The sequence below is a fragment of the Tenacibaculum finnmarkense genome, from assembly GCF_900239185.1.
GTDB lineage: Bacteria > Bacteroidota > Bacteroidia > Flavobacteriales > Flavobacteriaceae > Polaribacter > Polaribacter finnmarkensis.
Map to the genome: position 1 here is coordinate 47,425 of NZ_OENA01000049.1, position 17,458 is coordinate 64,882.

Annotated in this window: 12 protein-coding genes; 9 read left to right on the forward strand and 3 right to left on the reverse strand. The window is 32.2% G+C overall.

Translation table 11 applies throughout. The features are described from left to right. The first annotated feature begins 3 nt into the window (after nt 1–3). The 6 genes from AQ1689_RS05715 (at nt 4) to AQ1689_RS05740 (ending at nt 11,610) form a co-directional block, all read left to right on the forward strand. Nucleotides 4–2,286, forward strand: coding sequence for an NADP-dependent malic enzyme (locus AQ1689_RS05715; protein ID WP_101914439.1), 2,283 nt, complete (start codon nt 4–6; stop codon nt 2,284–2,286). Between the two features lie 53 nt (nt 2,287–2,339). Continuing rightward, nucleotides 2,340–2,921: a Holliday junction branch migration protein RuvA gene (ruvA, locus tag AQ1689_RS05720; protein ID WP_101914440.1), complete on the forward strand. Its 582-nt coding sequence runs from the start codon at nt 2,340–2,342 to the stop codon at nt 2,919–2,921. A gap of 6 nt (nt 2,922–2,927) precedes the next feature. Then, nucleotides 2,928–10,070, forward strand: coding sequence for a T9SS outer membrane translocon Sov/SprA (gene sov / locus AQ1689_RS05725; protein ID WP_232122596.1), 7,143 nt, complete (start codon nt 2,928–2,930; stop codon nt 10,068–10,070). A 24-nt stretch (nt 10,071–10,094) separates the two neighbouring features. Further along, nucleotides 10,095–10,475: a glycine cleavage system protein GcvH gene (gcvH, locus tag AQ1689_RS05730; protein ID WP_101914442.1), complete on the forward strand. Its 381-nt coding sequence runs from the start codon at nt 10,095–10,097 to the stop codon at nt 10,473–10,475. Beyond that, nucleotides 10,441–10,815 carry a VanZ family protein gene (locus tag AQ1689_RS05735; protein ID WP_232121477.1) on the forward strand — a complete coding sequence of 125 codons (375 nt, stop codon included), beginning with the start codon at nt 10,441–10,443 and terminating at the stop codon, nt 10,813–10,815. Before gcvH ends, AQ1689_RS05735 begins: the two co-directional genes overlap by 35 nt. Nucleotides 10,816–10,887: 72 nt before the next feature. Then, a complete protein-coding gene (locus AQ1689_RS05740) occupies nt 10,888–11,610 on the forward strand; it encodes an energy transducer TonB (RefSeq protein ID WP_101955477.1) in 723 nt (240 codons plus the stop codon). A 350-nt stretch (nt 11,611–11,960) separates the two neighbouring features. Here the strand turns inward: AQ1689_RS05740 and AQ1689_RS05745 are convergent, their stop codons facing one another. Together AQ1689_RS05745 and AQ1689_RS13440 are read right to left on the reverse strand one after the other, a co-directional pair. Further along, a complete protein-coding gene (locus AQ1689_RS05745; protein WP_101914444.1) occupies nt 11,961–12,707 on the reverse strand; it encodes a uroporphyrinogen-III synthase in 747 nt (248 codons plus the stop codon). Nucleotides 12,708–12,720: 13 nt separating this feature from the next. Next, a complete protein-coding gene (locus AQ1689_RS13440; RefSeq protein WP_101914445.1) occupies nt 12,721–13,359 on the reverse strand; it encodes a DUF4271 domain-containing protein in 639 nt (212 codons plus the stop codon). An 81-nt stretch (nt 13,360–13,440) separates the two neighbouring features. On the opposite strand from AQ1689_RS13440, the gene AQ1689_RS05755 reads away from it, so the two are divergent. The 3 genes from AQ1689_RS05755 to AQ1689_RS05765 all read left to right on the forward strand — a co-directional run bounded on the left by AQ1689_RS05755 (nt 13,441) and on the right by AQ1689_RS05765 (nt 16,283). Further along, nucleotides 13,441–14,163, forward strand: coding sequence for a polyprenol monophosphomannose synthase (locus tag AQ1689_RS05755; protein WP_058884107.1), 723 nt, complete (start codon nt 13,441–13,443; stop codon nt 14,161–14,163). Between the two features lie 16 nt (nt 14,164–14,179). Then, entirely contained in the window at nt 14,180–15,520 is a 1,341-nt protein-coding gene (locus AQ1689_RS05760) for a dihydroorotase (RefSeq protein ID WP_101955478.1), read from the forward strand. Between the two features lie 277 nt (nt 15,521–15,797). Next, nucleotides 15,798–16,283, forward strand: a complete 486-nt coding sequence (locus tag AQ1689_RS05765) for a DUF4296 domain-containing protein (protein ID WP_101914448.1) — start codon at nt 15,798–15,800, stop codon at nt 16,281–16,283. A gap of 2 nt (nt 16,284–16,285) precedes the next feature. On the opposite strand, the gene AQ1689_RS05770 is transcribed toward AQ1689_RS05765, so the two are convergent. Then, on the reverse strand, nt 16,286–17,290 hold the full coding sequence (locus AQ1689_RS05770) for an NAD-dependent epimerase/dehydratase family protein (protein WP_101955480.1): 1,005 nt from the start codon (nt 17,288–17,290) through the stop codon (nt 16,286–16,288). Nucleotides 17,291–17,458: the final 168 nt, after the last annotated feature.

Below are 17,458 nucleotides of genomic sequence, written 5' to 3' on the forward strand. Positions count from 1 at the left end.
CCTATGAGTGATTCTAGAAAAAGGCGTGAAGCTTTGTTATACCACGCCAAGCCAAAACCAGGGAAAATAGCAGTAGTACCTACTAAAAAATATGCAACACAGCACGATTTAGCATTAGCATATTCACCTGGGGTTGCAGAACCTTGTTTAGAAATAGCAAAAGATAAAAACAATGTTTATAAATACACTGCTAAAGGAAATTTAGTAGCGGTTATATCTAACGGAACAGCAGTGCTAGGGCTAGGAGATATAGGTCCTGAAGCCTCTAAGCCAGTAATGGAAGGAAAAGGATTGTTGTTTAAAATTTTTGCAGATATTGATGTTTTTGATATTGAAGTAGACGCTACCGATGTAGATAAATTTGTAGAAACAGTAAAAGCAATAGCTCCTACTTTTGGAGGGATTAATTTAGAAGATATTAAAGCACCTGAAGCTTTTGAAATAGAACGAAGATTAATTGAAGAATTAGACATTCCGGTAATGCACGATGACCAGCATGGAACAGCTATTATATCTGCGGCAGCATTAAAAAATGCCATTGAAATTATAGAAAAAGACCTTGCTACAGTTAAAATTGTGGTAAACGGAGCAGGAGCAGCAGCAATTTCATGTACTCGTTTATACTTAGCGCTAGGAGCTAAAAGAGAAAACATCGTAATGTGCGACAGTAAAGGAGTTATCAGAAAAGATAGAGATAATTTAACCTCACAAAAAGCCGAATTTGCAACCGATAAAGACTTAAATACTTTAGAAGAAGCAATGCACAATGCCGATGTTTTTATTGGTTTATCAAAAGGAAATGTGGTAACACCAGCAATGTTATTAGCAATGGCAAAAGATCCTATTGTTTTTGCAATGGCTAACCCTGATCCTGAAATTGAATACCAAACAGCTGTTGATACTCGTGATGATATTATTATGGCAACCGGAAGGTCAGACCATCCTAACCAAGTAAATAATGTACTAGGATTTCCGTTTATTTTTAGAGGTGCTTTAGATGTTAGAGCCACTAAAATTAATGAAGAAATGAAAATGGCAGCCGTACATGCTTTAGCCGATTTAGCTAAAAAATCAGTGCCAGAGCAGGTAAATATTGTGTACGATGAAGTGAGTCTTTCATTTGGGCGTGAATACATTATTCCAAAACCATTTGATCCTCGATTAATTTATGAAATTCCACCAGCAATTGCAAAAGCAGCTATGGAATCGGGCGTTGCTCAAGAACCAATTACCGATTGGAAAGCCTACCGTGAACAATTAATGGACAGGTCGGGTAATGGAAATAAAGAAATCAGATTATTACACAACAGGGCAAAGAAAAATCCTAAACGTGTTGTTTTTGCTGAAGCAGATCATATAGATGTATTAAAAGCTGCACAACGTGTTTCTGATGAAAAAATAGCAATTCCTATTTTATTAGGTAGAAAAGAAGTTATTTTAGAATTAAAAGAAGAACTAGGTTTTGATGCCGAAGTTGTTATTATTGATCCTAAAACAGATGAAGAATCAGCTCGAAGAAATAGATATGCTGAGTTTTTCTGGAAAACAAGACAGCGTAAAGGAATTACTTTCTTAGAGGCACAAAAATGGATGCGTGAGCGTAATTATTTTGCAGCAATGATGGTAAATACCGGCGAAGCAGATGCTTTAATTACAGGATATTCTAGGTCATACGCATCGGTTGTAAAACCAATGTTAGAATTAATCGAAAAAGACAAAGGTGTTACTAGGGTTGCGGCAACAAATATGATGCTAACCAAGCAAGGACCTATATTTTTAGCCGATACAACCATTAATATTAATCCAACGGCAAAAGATTTAGCTAAAATAACACAGTTAACCTCTGTATTGGCAAAAATGTTTGGAATGACCCCGCATATTGCTATGTTAGGTTTTTCAAATTTTGGATCATCAAAATCAGAAAGTTCTGTAAAAATTAGAGAAGCCGTTGCTTACATACATCGAAATCATCCAAATGTAATTGTTGATGGAGAATTACAAGCCGATTTTGCTTTAAACCCAGAATTATTAGCTAAAGAATTTCCTTTTTCTAAATTAAACGGAAAAAGAGCCAATATTTTAATCTTTCCTAATTTAGAATCAGCAAATATTACTTATAAATTAATGAAAGAGGCGGAGGGTGTAGAATCTATCGGACCTATTTTATTAGGAATGAGCAAGCCTGTACATATTTTACAACTAGGTGCAAGTGTTGATGAAATGGTTAATATGGCAGCAGTTGCCGTTGTAGATGCTCAAAATAAAGAGCGAGTGGCTAAGGTATAATACTTTAATATTAAAATATTTACCTATATTTATAGGTGGTAAAATGTACTTAAATGATTACACAAATAAAAGGAAAATTAGTAGAGAAAAGTCCTACACATGCCGTTATTGACTGCAATGGTGTAGGCTATTTATTACATATTTCTTTACATACATATTCAAATTTACCTGCGGATGAAAACGTGTTATTATACACACATTTAGCTATCCGCGAAGATGCGCACACTTTATATGGTTTTTTTAATAAAGTAGAACGAGAAATTTTTAGATTACTAACCTCTGTCTCTGGTGTAGGACCAAGTATTGCCCGAACCATGTTGTCGTCAATGACATCCGAAGAAATACAACAGGCTATTGCTTCGGAAAACGTAAAAGCAATTCAATCTGTAAAAGGAATCGGAATTAAAACAGCGCAACGTGTTATTGTTGATTTAAAAGATAAAATTGTAAAGATTTTTGATTTAGATGAAGTTTCAATTGTACAAAACAATACAAGTAAAGAAGAAGCGTTATCAGCTTTAGAGGTCTTAGGCTTTTTACGCAAGCAAGCAGAAAAAGTTATTGGAAATATACTAAAAGAAACACCTGATGCAAGTGTTGAAACACTTATAAGACAGGCGTTGAAAAATTTATAAAACGGGTTGAAAAAAAAAGTCATCAATATATTCTTAACAACACTTGCTTTATTGGTAAGTGTTGTTTCGTTTTCGCAAAATACAGGAAGTACGACCAATAATATTGTTAAAAAAGATACGCTTATACCTTTAAAGTATCGTTTTAGCAATACTCAAAAAGGGGCGCTTTTTTTAAACAATCCAACAGAAAAAATTGTGCGCTATGACAAGGCAATCAATAAATTTGTGATGGTAGAAAAAATTGGTGATTATACTATTGGTACGCCCATTTTTATGACGCCTAATGAATATAAAAAGTATCGCTTAAAAAACGATATTAAAGCATATTTTCAAGAAAAAGTAGCCGCAACAAACCCAAAGAATAAGGGGGGTAAAAAAGCTCGAAAAAATTTACTGCCAAAATATTATGTAAACTCAAAGTTTTTTGAGTCTATTTTTGGAGGAAATACCGTAGATGTTAAGCCAACAGGACAGGTAAATATTAAGTTGGGTGGGGTTTATCAGAAAAATGAAAACCCGCAAATATCTATTGAAAACCAAAGTAATTTCACCTTTGATTTTGATCAGCAATTAAGTGTTGGTTTACAGGCAAAAATAGGGGAACGCCTAAAGGTAACCGCAAATTACGATACCCAATCTACCTTTGATTTTCAAAATATCATCAAGTTAGAATATACCCCAACTCAAGATGACATTATTAGAAATATCGAAGCGGGAAATGTTAGCATGCCTATTAAAAACTCGTTAATAAACGGTGCGCAAACATTGTTTGGAGTAAAAACCGAACTACAATTTGGTAAAACACATATAACTGCCGCTTTTTCGCAGCAAAACTCACAATCTAAAACCGTAGTAGCCGAAGGAGGCGCTACGATTGAACCTTTTGAATTACGTGCTTCTGATTATGACAATGACCGTCACTTCTTTTTAGGGCATTATTTTAGAGAAAATTATAAAGAAGCCTTAGTTAATTATCCGCTAGTAAACAGCCCGATAAACATTACAAGGGTTGAGGTTTGGGTAACAAATACTTCTCAAAACGTAACCGATTACCGAAGTATTGTAGGACTTGCCGATTTAGGAGAGTCGAATACCAAGAGTTTAGTAAACACTGAAGTTAAAAAATTAAACGGTAGTCCTGTAACTGCAAATGGTTTTAATATTCCTGATAATAAGGTAAATAAATTAGCAAATTTATTAACAGAATCTGGAGAAATTAGAGATGTAGCTACCATAGATGCCGCTATAAAAAGCGAAGGAATTAAAGCAAAACAAGGCTATAATTATTCGTATTTACAAAATGCTCGAAAGCTACAACCCAATGAATTTAGAGTACACAATCAACTAGGATTTATCTCTTTAAACAGACGTTTAAATGATGGTGAAGTTTTAGCGGTTGCCTACGAATATACTGTTGTTGGAGCTTCAAATGGCGAAACAGTTTTCAAAGTAGGAGAGTTTTCAAACGATGGCGTAGTTGCGCCGTCTAACTTAGTGGTAAAATTACTGCGTAGTGAAATTTTAAACACCATTCGCCCTAATACAAGTGCGCCTGGTTTTTTAGGAGAAGCATTTCCTACCTGGCAATTAATGATGAAAAACGTGTATGCTTTAGGCGCTTTTCCATTACAACGTGAAGGTTTTCGTATTGAATTATTATATAGAGATGATCAAACAGGAACCCTACAAAATACTTTGCAAAATGCCGAGACCGATAAAAATGATGCCGATAAAGCAGTGCGAAAAAAACCATTACTACGAATATTCAATTTAGATAAATTAGACCAAAGTGAATATGCCGTACCCAAAGGAGATGGTTTTTTTGATTATGTAGATGGAATAACAGTAAATTCTGAAAGAGGATATGTTATTTTTCCAGAGCCAGAACCTTTTGGAAATGGTTTAAAAGATGCTTTGACCAATGCAAGCGATCAAAAGAAATACCTTTTTGAAGAACTGTATTTAACCACTAAAATTCAAGCAAAAAACGAATATCAAAATAAAGATAAATTCTTTTTAAAAGGATATTTTAAAGCTGCAACAAGCCGTGGAATATCGCTTGGCGGATTTAACATTCCTAGAGGTTCGGTTCGTGTTACCGCAGGCGGACGACAATTAGTAGAAGGAATTGATTATGTGGTAGATTATCAACTAGGGCGTGTACAAATTTTAGATGCAGGATTAGAAGCATCAGGGATTCCTATTAATGCGACTACCGAAAGTAATAATTTATTTAGTCAGCAACGAAAAACATTTATTGGAATTGATGTAGAACATCGTTTTTCAGAAAACTTTACCTTAGGAGGAACGTATTTGAATGTAAGCGAAAAACCAATAACACCAAAGGTAAATTTTGGAGGTGAACCAATTAACAACACTATGTTAGGGTTTAATTTAGCATATTCTTCTGAAGTGCCTTTTTTAACAAAATTAGCCAACAAATTACCCTTTGTAGAAACGGATGCGCCGTCAAATGTATCGGTTCGAGCCGATTTGGCATATTTAATTCCTGGTTCGCCAAGCGGAATTAATGTAGATGGAACGGCAACTTCTTATTTAGATGATTTTGAAGCGTCTCAAATTCCTATTAATTTAGGTTCGCCACAGCAATGGTTTTTGGCAAGTACGCCAGAATCACAACAATTAAATGGTGGTTCAGGCGATTTATCATACAATTATAATAGGGCAAAAATAGCGTGGTATAATGTAGATCAGCTTTTTTATGCAGGATCAAACAGACCAGGAAATATTGATGAAAATGAACTGTCAAGAAATGAAGTTCGTCAAATTCGTTACAACGAATTATTTCCAAATACAGATTTAGATATTACCCAACAAAACTTAGTAAGAACCTTAGATTTGGCGTATTATCCATCAGAAAGAGGTCCTTATAATTACAATGTAGGTCAAGAAACAGCAACAAAACGTTGGGCAGGAATTATGCGCCCGTTAACAACCAATAACTTTGAACAGTCAAATGTGGAGTATATTCAATTTTGGCTGATGGATCCGTATGAAAATTACTCGATTACTCAGGAGGAAGGTTTACCAGCAGGTGTAAATCCTCAAGATTTTAGCAATCAGGTAGGGAAGTTGTTTATCAATTTAGGAAATGTTTCTGAAGATATTTTAAAAGATGGACGAAAACAATATGAAAATGGTTTACCAGAAGATGGTGATAAAACCGATGGGCTTAATGTAAACGAAACCGCTTGGGGCAATATACCAATTAATCCATCGATTTTATATGCTTTTGATAATGATAACAACCATAGAAAAAATCAAGATATTGGTTTAGATGGATTGAATGATGCCGAAGAAACAGCTTTTCTTAAAAGAAAACATAATTTAACAGATCAGCAAATAGCAAGCTTTGGAAATGACCCTGCGGGTGATAATTTTCAATATTTTAGAGGAGGCGCAATAGAGGCGTTAAATCCGTCAATTTTATCACGATATAAAAACTTTAACGGTACACAAGGAAATTCGCCAACGGCAAGCCAATCGGGGGAGTCATATCCTACATCATCAACAGCATATCCTGATACTGAGGATATTAATAAGGATCAAACAATGAACCCTGTTAATAGTTATTTTGAATACGAAGTTTCATTAAATAAAGCCGATTTAATAAAAGGTCAAAATCATATTATTGATGTTAAAGAAGGGGTATCGGTTAGTTTATCAAACGGACAAAAAATAACGCCTAAATGGTATCAATTTAGAATACCTATTCGAAATATTACTGAAGATCAAAAAATAAATGGAATTTCTGATTTTAATAGTATTCGCTTTATCAGAATGTTTTTAACCGAATTTAAAATGCCTGTTGTTTTACGATTTGGTGAATTAGAATTGGTGCGTGGTGATTGGCGACGTTACACCAAAACATTCCCGGAAAATGGTGTTCCTGTTGCTTTAAAACCGAGCGAACTTAATAAGTTTGAAGTGGGTGTTGTTAGTATTGAGCAAAATCAGGAAAGATATCAATTGCCTCCAGGAATTCAACGAGAAGAATTACAGGGAACAAACAGAATTCAACGTCAAAATGAGCAATCGGTAACCTTAAAAGTAAGCGATTTACCTGCCGATCAGGTAAGGACAATTTATAAAAATATTAGTATTGATATGCGTAGGTATAAAAAACTACGAATGTTTTTACATGCCGAAACTCCTACGGGTAGCGGTACTCAAAGTGGCGATATGGTTGCTGTTATCCGCCTAGGTACAGATTTGAATGACAATTATTATGAAATTGAAAAACCGTTAAGTTTATCAACTTCTAATGCAACTTCTGAAGATGTTTGGTTGCCGGCAGAAAATAATTTAGAAATCCCTTTAAAAGAGCTTGCTAACTTAAAATTATTAAGACCTTTAGAGGCGAGTATTACCGAAATATTTTCATCATCAAAAGTAGCTGGTTTAAAAATATCAGTAAAAGGAAACCCAACATTGGCACAAATAAAAACGGTAATGTTAGGGGTAAAAAATACATCGAATTCAACCAAAACAGCTGAGGTTTGGTTTAATGAATTACGAGCAGTTGGTTTTGATAATAAAGGAGGATGGGCAACGGTTGTAAATGCCGATGCCAACCTTGCTGATGTAATGGATGTATCTTTAGCAGGTAGGATGTCAACCATTGGTTTTGGTAGTATTGAAGATAGAGTGCAACAACGAAGTATTGAGCAAACCAAGCAATATAGCGTTGCCACGAATGTTCAATTGGGTAAAATGATGCCTAAAAAATGGAACATTCAATTGCCGATGAGTTACAGTTATGGCGAAGAATTTAGAGATCCTAAATACGATCCTCAATTTCAGGATATTGAACTAAAAGCGGCGTTAGATAAAAACCCAAATAGTAAAAATGCGCAAGATTATACGCGTAGAAAAAGTATTAGCTTTATCAATGTTAAAAAGAATAAAAATCCTGAAAGTAAAAAAACGCCAAAGTTTTATGATGTAGAAAATGTATCGGTTTCTTATGCGCATAATGAAGAGTTGCATCGAGATTATAATATTGAAAAATTTGAAAACACCAATGTAATGGCAGGGGCGAGTTATAATTTTAACTTCAAGCCTTTTGTTATTGAACCGTTTAAAAAATCGACAGTATTTAAAAGTAAGTATTTAAAGTTGATAAAAGATTTAAATGTAAATCCTGTTCCTAAAACGATTGCGTTTAATTCTAAAATTAATAGAAGTTATAATACCCAACAATCACGAAATTTAATTGAAGGTTTAACTGCACAGCCCGAATTAATTCAACGTAGATTTTTATTTAATTGGGATTATACTGTTGGTTTTGATTTAACAAAATCATTGCAATTGAATTTTAATGCAACCAATAATTATATTTATGATAGTTTTGGAACGGAAGAAAATTTAGAAATCTACGATCAGTTTTTTACCGTTGGACGCCCTGATAATTATCATCAGAAATTAAATGCGACCTATAAATTACCGCTTAAAAAAATACCGTATTTGAATTTTGTAACTGCCGATTACGGCTACACTGCCGATTTTGATTGGAAAGCAGGTTCGCAGAGTGTTATTAATCAGAAAGATGAATTAACCGGCGAAATTACGACCATTGATTACCAAGATGTTGTTGGTAATATGATTCAGAATGCCAACACGCATAACTTAAATGCTACGATTGATTTTGGGCGTTTTTATAAAACCCTAAAGCTTGATAAATTATTATTAAAAGGAACTAAAAAGAGCCCTGTTAAAAAAGTAGGTTTAAAAAAGAATGCTTCTTTTGGGCGTAAAATATTGAAAGCTACCTATGATATTTTAACCTCAGTAAAAAGAGGTAAAATTAGTTATTCTCAAAATAATGGAACTTTATTACAGGGGTACAAACCTTCAGTTGGTTTTTTAGGAAGGAACAATTATGCTGGTGGTACTGCGCCATCTTTAGGATTTGTATTTGGTAGTCAAACAGCTATTTTAAATACGGCTATTGAAAACGGATGGTTGGTTACAAGAACAAGTCAAACAGATAAAAAACAACCGTATTACAGTAAGAATTACGGAAAAACAGCCTATAAAAAGTTAGATTATACAGTGTCTGTAAAACCTTTTAAAAATTTAACGATTGATTTAAGAGCAAATAAAATTCATACCAGTAATTTAAACCAACAGTTAGATGTAATTTCTGATGGAGCTGGTGGTTTTGAGCAAGACCCAAAAATTAAAGCCTTCGAAACAGGTAATTACAGTACGAGTCATTTTATGATGGGAACTATTTTTACAAACAATGATGCTTTATACGATACCTTTTTAGCAAACCGAGCAACAATTTCGGAACGCTTATCTGCTGCATCAAAATTACCAAACACGCCAGATGCAGGATATAAAATAACAGGGCAACAAGTAATGCTTCCTGCATTTGTAGCAGCATATTCAGGAATTAATGCCAGCAAGGTAAGTACCAATGTGTTTAAAAATATTCCAATTCCTAATTGGACATTGCGTTTTAATGGGTTAATGCAATATAAGTGGTTTAAAAAATCATTCTCATCATTTACCGTATCTCATGGGTATAAATCATCCTATACAATAGGAAATTACACCAATAATTTACAATATGATACATCGGTAGCAACAAATACAAATAATTCTGGTAATTATCAGTCAGAACTACTACTTTCGTCAGCAACTTTAATCGATGAGTTTTCTCCTTTGGTAAAAGTCGATTTTAGAATGAAAAATTCATTTTCATTTAAAGGAGAAATACGAAGAGATAGAAGCTTAACATTAAATTTTAATAACAACACTTTAACCGATGTTAAAGGAACAGAATATGTTGTTGGCTTTGGATATAAAATTAAAGATGTTAAATTTGTAACCAAATTTACTGGAAAAAAGCAAACCGTAAAAGGAGATATTAATTTAAGAGCAGATGTTTCTTTAAGAGATAATTTAACTTTAATACGAAGTGTTGATAAAGAGAATAGTCAAATAACAGGAGGAGAGAAATTATTAGGGTTAAAATTTATTGCCGATTATAATTTAAGTAGTAGTTTAACAGCGTCGTTTTATTACAACCATCAAACGTTTAAATACGCGGTGTCAACTACATTTCCAAGGCAGTCAATTAATGCGGGAATCAATATTATATATAATTTAGGAAATTAAAACAAACACAATAAAAATAGTACAATGAACATTCCATCAGAATTAAAGTTTACAAAAGACCACGAATGGGTTAAAATTGAACAAGGTGTAGCAACAATTGGTATTACCGATTTTGCACAAGGAGAATTAGGTGACATCGTTTATGTAGATGTTGATACTTTAGACGAAACTTTAGATATTGAAGAAGTTTTTGGTTCGGTAGAAGCAGTTAAAACGGTATCTGATCTTTTTATGCCTTTATCAGGAGAGGTAATCGAATTTAATGAGAAATTAGAAGACGAGCCAGAATTAGTAAATTCAGATCCTTACGGTGATGGTTGGATGATAAAAATTAAATTATCAGAAATTTCACAAACGGAAGATTTATTAAGTGCTCAAGCGTATCAAGAGCTTATTAAAGGATAATTTAACGATAATAGCAATACTGATAAGCATCGGTATTGCTATTCTTAGTTTAATTAAAATTGGAAAACCACCCGCTATTATTCAAATAAAAAATTTAGACAAATACGAGCATGCTTTTGCTTATTTTGTTTTATGCTTTGTTTGGTTAATTGCCTTTGATAAAACAAAAATAAATAAAGTTATAATTGTTTTTTGCTGTTTATTTTACGGCATAATTATTGAAGGGCTTCAGGTAACAATAACAACATACCGATCAGGTGATGTTTTAGATATTGTAGCAAATACGACGGGTATTTTAATAGCTTATATGATGTACTTTCTTTTTTTGAGAAAAATGTAACTATTTAAAGAATTAGCTTGTAAAAGTTGAAATAAATTAATTAAATTAGCGAACTATTAAAAAACATTTAGGATGGAAATTAAGAAGAATCCAAAGTCAAATTTAGAGAATTATAGTAAACTGTTTATGCAGCTAGGTTTGGTTTTAGCTTTATTTGTAACATATGTTGCAATTGAAAATAAAACATATGATAAAACATATGGCGTTTTAGAAGGTGTTGAAATGGCGTCTGAAATTGAAGAAGAAACAATTGAATTAACCATTGAGCCACCAAAACCAAAACAAAACACACCACCACCACCAGCTCCAGATAAAATTGAAGTTGTTGAAGATGAGAAGGAAGTAGAAGAAACTGTTATTGAGTCAACTGAAACTGATGAATCTGAAGCTGTTGAGGTAGAAGATATTGAAGAAGTAGAAGAAGAAGAAGAAGTGGTAGAAGATGTACCATTTTCTATTATTGAAGAAGTGCCAATTTTCCCAGGTTGTACAGGATCGAAAGCAGAAAAGAAAGCCTGTTTAAATAAAAAATTACAGAAACACGTACAACGTAATTTTGATGCTGAATTAGCAAATGAGTTAGGTTTAGCGCCAGGAAAGAAACGTATTTATGTTCAATTTAAAATTGACAAAGATGGTTCTATTACTAGTGTAAACGCAAGAGCTCCTCACCCAAGGTTAAAAAAAGAGGCTATTCGTGTAGCTAAAAAAATACCTAAAATGAAACCAGGTAGACAAAGAGGTAGAGCAGTAAGAGTAGGGTACACATTACCTATTACTTTTAATGTAGAATAAATTACTTTTAGTATTATATATATAAAAGCAGCCCTATTTGGGTTGCTTTTTTTATGACTGATATTTTTTTTAGATGAAATTTAAACAGGCTTTAATAGCCTATTTATTTAAAATTAAATACGATAAAAGACTAGCGATAATTGGTTGTGTGAAAAAAAATATCATAAAACATTTGTTTTCAAGTATTTAGTTATGTGTATTTGCCTAGTGGTTTTAAAACCACTACTTTTTCTTTTTCATAGCAATTTTTCCCACTCAATTTTGAGTGGGTTTTTTATGCCTTTTATTTAAAGCATAAAAAAACCATCAAAATAATTTTTGATGGTTTTTTTATAGGCTAAAAAGTATTGTTATTTTTTATTAATACCTTTTATATATTTGTCTAAAGCCATAGTCATTGAAGGTGTTTCAGGTGTTGGTGCAGCAACATCTACGCGCAAGCCTCTATCTTCAACAGCTTTAACGGTTGAGTTTCCAAAAACGGCTATTTTTGTTTCGTTCTGTTTAAAATTAGGAAAGTTTTGGAATAAACTATCAATTCCTGAAGGACTAAAGAATACTAAAACATCATAAAAAACACTTTGTAGGTCAGATAAATCACTAACAACTGTTTTATATAAGTTAGCACGTTTCCAATTAACTCCTAGTTTGTCTAATTCAGCAGGGATTAATGGTTTTAATTTATCCGAAGATGGTAATAAAAATTTCTCGTCTTTGTGTTTTTTTATCAATTTAATTAGATCAGGAAAAGTTCTGCTACCAACATAGATTTTACGTTTTCTGTACACAACATATTTTTGTAAATAAAAAGCAACTGCTTCTGATTGACAAAAATACTTCATTGAGTCAGGAACTGTAAAACGCATTTCTTCGGCAATTCTAAAAAAATGATCAACAGCATTTCTGCTTGTTAAAATAATTGCAGTATAGTTTTTTAAATCAATTTTTTGAGTTCTAACGTCTTTTCCGTCGATACCCTCAACATGAATAAAAGATCGAAAATCAATTTTTACTTTTTGTTTTTCTGCTAAATCAAAATAAGGAGAAGTTTCCGTTTTGGGAGCAGGTTGAGAGACTAAAATAGTTTTCACTTTCATATGTTTTTCTCTTTTACGTAGTAGTTATTTTATAAACAATTAGTAGGGGTGCTATTTCAAGGGTGCAAAAGTACAAAATAAAATAAAAGAACTTACGTATAACTATTTTTTTGTTATTAATAAAGATTAAAAAAGCCCTGAAAATAAATAAGATAAGGCTATAAATAAGTAAAAATAAAGGAGAGTTAAACGCATACTGATAGATAATTATGGCTGGAAATAACCATAAGCTAAGATTGCTTAAATAACCTGATTTTGTAGCTAAGAAATATTTAGTATTATAATTAGATTGAATAATATTAGCCAAAATAGCTTCTAAAGAATATTTTAATACATAATACAGAACCACAAAACAGAGCGCTATTGTGTAGTTGAAAAAAGTAGGCAAATAATATTTTTGAAGTAGCATTAAAAACAAGAACAACGAAATTGTTATTGTAGCGAAAAAAAATAAGAGTATGTAAAATACGGAAAAAACACTCGGATTATCTTCTACTTTTTTTTTGAAAAACCCCGAAGTAAAAAAAGCAAAGGTATAATCTCGCAATTTATCAGGCGCAAGTAGTTTCATTATCGCTACTAAAATAATAGCAAATAAAATGACTAAGGTAATCCAGTTATTGTCGGTTATAATGCGTTCAATTGCTTGCAATCGTATTTGTTTTATGCTTTAATTTAACACAAAATTAGTGATAATTTAGTGTATATTTGCTTAGTTTTAGATGAAAATTACATGAAATCAGACGCTTTAGTTATAATACCTACTTATAACGAAAAAGAAAACATAGCGGCAATAATACAAGCAACTTTTAGTCAAGAAAAAGAGTTTGATATTTTAGTTGTTGATGACAATTCACCCGATGGCACTGCTAATATCGTAGCGAATTTACAAAAAGAATATCCGAACAGGCTTTATATTGAAAAAAGAACCGGAAAAAATGGATTAGGAACTGCTTATATTCATGGTTTTAAATGGGCAATTGCCAAAAAATATGATTTTATCATTGAAATGGATGCCGATTTTTCACACAATCCTGCCGATTTAATTAAATTATACAATGCCTGTGCTATTGATGGAGCTGATGTTTCTGTCGGATCTCGATATTCAGTAGGTGTAAACGTGGTTAATTGGCCAATGAAACGAGTTTTATTATCGTATTGTGCCTCTAAATATGTGCGTTTTATTACCAGAATACCAGTGCACGATACCACTGCAGGTTTTGTATGTTGGAAACGAAAAGTTTTAGAAACAATTCGCTTTGATAAAATTAAATTTATAGGATATGCTTTTCAAATTGAAATGAAATTTAAAGCATGGAAGCATAAATTTACCATTAAAGAAGTATCGGTTATTTTTACAGATAGAGTTTTAGGAACTTCAAAATTAAGTTCTGGAATTATTAAAGAGGCCGTATTTGGAGTGATAAAAATGACATTAAAAGGCTTACCAAAATAACAACACAACTACAACTATGAAATCATACTTAATTAAAAATGCAAAAATCGTTAATGAAAACAAGGTTTTTAAAGGCGATGTTTTAATCGAAGGAAATTATATCAAAGAAATTTCAACTCAAATAAATACAACTTCAGCTATTCAAGTGATCGATGCTCAAGGGAAGTATTTAATTCCTGGGATGATTGATGACCAAGTGCATTTTCGTGAACCAGGTTTAACCCATAAAGCAAATATTGGTACCGAAAGTAAAGCCGCTATTGCTGGTGGAATTACCTCGTTTATTGAAATGCCAAACACGGTTCCGCAAGCAACAACGCAAGAATTATTAGAAAGTAAATTTCAAAGAGCTGCTGAAACATCGTATGCAAACTATTCGTTTATGTTTGGTGGAACAAACGATAATTTAGACGAATTATTAAAAACAAATCCTAAAAATGTAGCGGGAATTAAGTTGTTTTTAGGTTCATCAACAGGAAATATGTTGGTTGATAATGAAGAAACTTTAGAAAAAATATTCTCTTCTACCGATATGCTAATTTCGGTTCATTGTGAAGATGAAGCAACAATCAGAAAAAATACAGCAGAATATGTGGCTAAATATGGCGATGATATTCCATTAAAATATCACCCAATTATCAGAAGTGAAGAAGCTTGTTATTTATCTTCATCAAAAGCCATCGAATTAGCCAAAAAAACAGGAGCAAGGCTGCATGTTTTTCATTTATCAACAGCAAAAGAAACGCATCTTTTTAGAAATGATATCCCGTTAGAAGAAAAGAAAATTACTGCCGAAGTTTGTGTGCATCATTTATGGTTTACCGACAAAGATTATGACCAAAAAGGAACACATATTAAATGGAATCCTGCGGTAAAAACCCAAGCAGATAAAGATGAATTATGGAAGGCTTTATTAGATGATAGAATTGACGTAATTGCTACCGATCATGCACCACATACTTTAGAAGAAAAAGACAATGTGTACACCAAAGCGCCAAGTGGAGGACCATTAGTACAGCATGCTGTTACAGCAATTTTTGAAAAAGTAAAAGAAGGTGTTTTACCAATTGAAAAAGCGGTTGAAAAAATGTGTCATAACCCTGCGAAATTATTTAGAGTAGAAAAACGTGGGTTTATAAAAGAAGGTTATTTTGCCGATATAGTTTTGGTAGATACCAACCAAAAATGGACGGTTTCGAAAGATAATATTTTATATAAATGTGGTTGGTCTCCTTTTGAAGGAACTGAATTTTCAAGTAAAATTACCCATACTTTTGTAAACGGAAATTTAATGTATGAAAATGGTGTTTTTGATGAAAATATCAAAGGAAAACGTTTAGAATTTAAACTTTTATAAAAGATAAACAAGAGAAATATGAACAATGATTTTTTATCTTATTGGGAAGAAAAACGCAAAAATAAAATAAGGTTTATTTTATTTAAGAACTTTAAAGCTTCTTTATTTTTAGTGGTACTACCTATTTTATTTGCGCTAAGCGATAACGCTTTTTTGGTGGATCAAAATTTAATAATGCCTTTATTTAAAAATATAGTATTTTTTATGATACTATGTATTGTTTTAAATTTTTATCAGTTTAAAACCAATGAAGGCTTATTTAAAAAATCATTAAAAAATGAAAAATAAGATACTACTTGTTTGTGTTTTAATTTTAGCGTCTTGTAATACAAGTAATACGATGTATGAAAAGCCTAAAAACCTGATTCCAAAAGATTCTATGGTTGCTTTATTAACTGATATGTATATTGTATCGTCGGCTAAAAATATAAAGAACAAGTTTTTAAAGCGCGATGAAAATTATATGTATTATGTTTATCAAAAATATAGTATTGACAGCACTCGTTTTAATCAAAGTAACGTATATTATACCTCTAAGCCAGAGGAATATACCGATTTACTGAAAATAGTAAAGTCGAATATAGATTCATTGGCCTCTTTTTATATGGAAAAAAGAAAAATAAAAGATTCTTTAGCCGAAAAAGAGTTGATACCTTTCGATAAAAAGTTAAGAAAAGGTTCTAAAAATTTATCAATAGAAAAAAGACCCGAAAAAAGACTTGAAAAAACACCTCAAAGAAAGCCTTATTTGATTGAAAAATAAAATTAAAACGTTTTGCTAATTTTAGCAATTTGCGAACTAATTAGTTCAAATTTAAAGGCTAGTGCTTTTTCTATTTTAGAAGAAGAATAGTACGATATATTATGAGAAGCCCGCGCTGTATTTTTAGTTAGCAACGGCTTCTTTTTTGTTAGTAACGATACCAAGAAACTAACCCGCCAAGCTAATGCGCTTAGGGTTTTAGATACTTTTATTGCAGGGCGTTTTTTATGTAAGTTATCGGCAATTGTATCTAAAATTTCTTTAAACGATTTGTTTTCTGAAACCAAAATAAAACGCTCGTTTTTAATATTTTTATTATCTGATTTCATTAATAAAAGCATGGCTTTTACCACATCTTGCACGCCTACAAAACCTGTAATTCCTTGGGTATAAAAATTAAAACCATTGTTTATTTGGGTAAATAATTTACCAGATCCTTCTTGCCAAAAACCGCTTCCTAAAATAACGCCTGGGTTTACAATTACAACTTCTAAACCTTCTTGACTGCCTCGCCAAACTTCCATTTCAGCGCCGTATTTTGTAATGGCATATCCGCTGTGTGTATCGCTATCTGACCATTCATTTTCTTCATCGATTATTTTTTGGTTGATAGCATCGCCAACGGCAGCAATTGAGCTTACAAAACAAAACTTTTTAACCTTATTTTCAATAGAAAAATTAACAATATTTGCGGTTCCTTCAATATTTACTTGACGCATTTTTTGGTAATCTTTCGGATTAAAAGAAACCAATGCGGCACAATGATATACTTGGGTAATGTCTTTAAAAACAGATTCTAATGAAGGAGTTTCGGTAATATCTGCTTGAATCCATTGTATTTTAGCAAAAGAATCGGCAACATCATCAGTATAAAAAGAAAATATTTTTTTAACATGTTCTCGTTTTTCATCGGTTCTATAAATTGCCCGAACCTTATTCTCTTTTTGAGTTAGATGATATAATAAATGTGCGCCTACTAAGCCTGTTCCTCCTGTAACTAAAATCATGATTCAAAGATAAATGTTTTAACCAAAAAAAGAGGTCGATATTTCGACCTCTTTTAAATTATTTAGTGTAACTATTAGAGCCTGTTTAAATTTTATTCAATAAAAGTTTTATGGCGGATAATTTGGTTATATTTTCGGAAGATTCCATTAATAATTCATAGTTTCGAC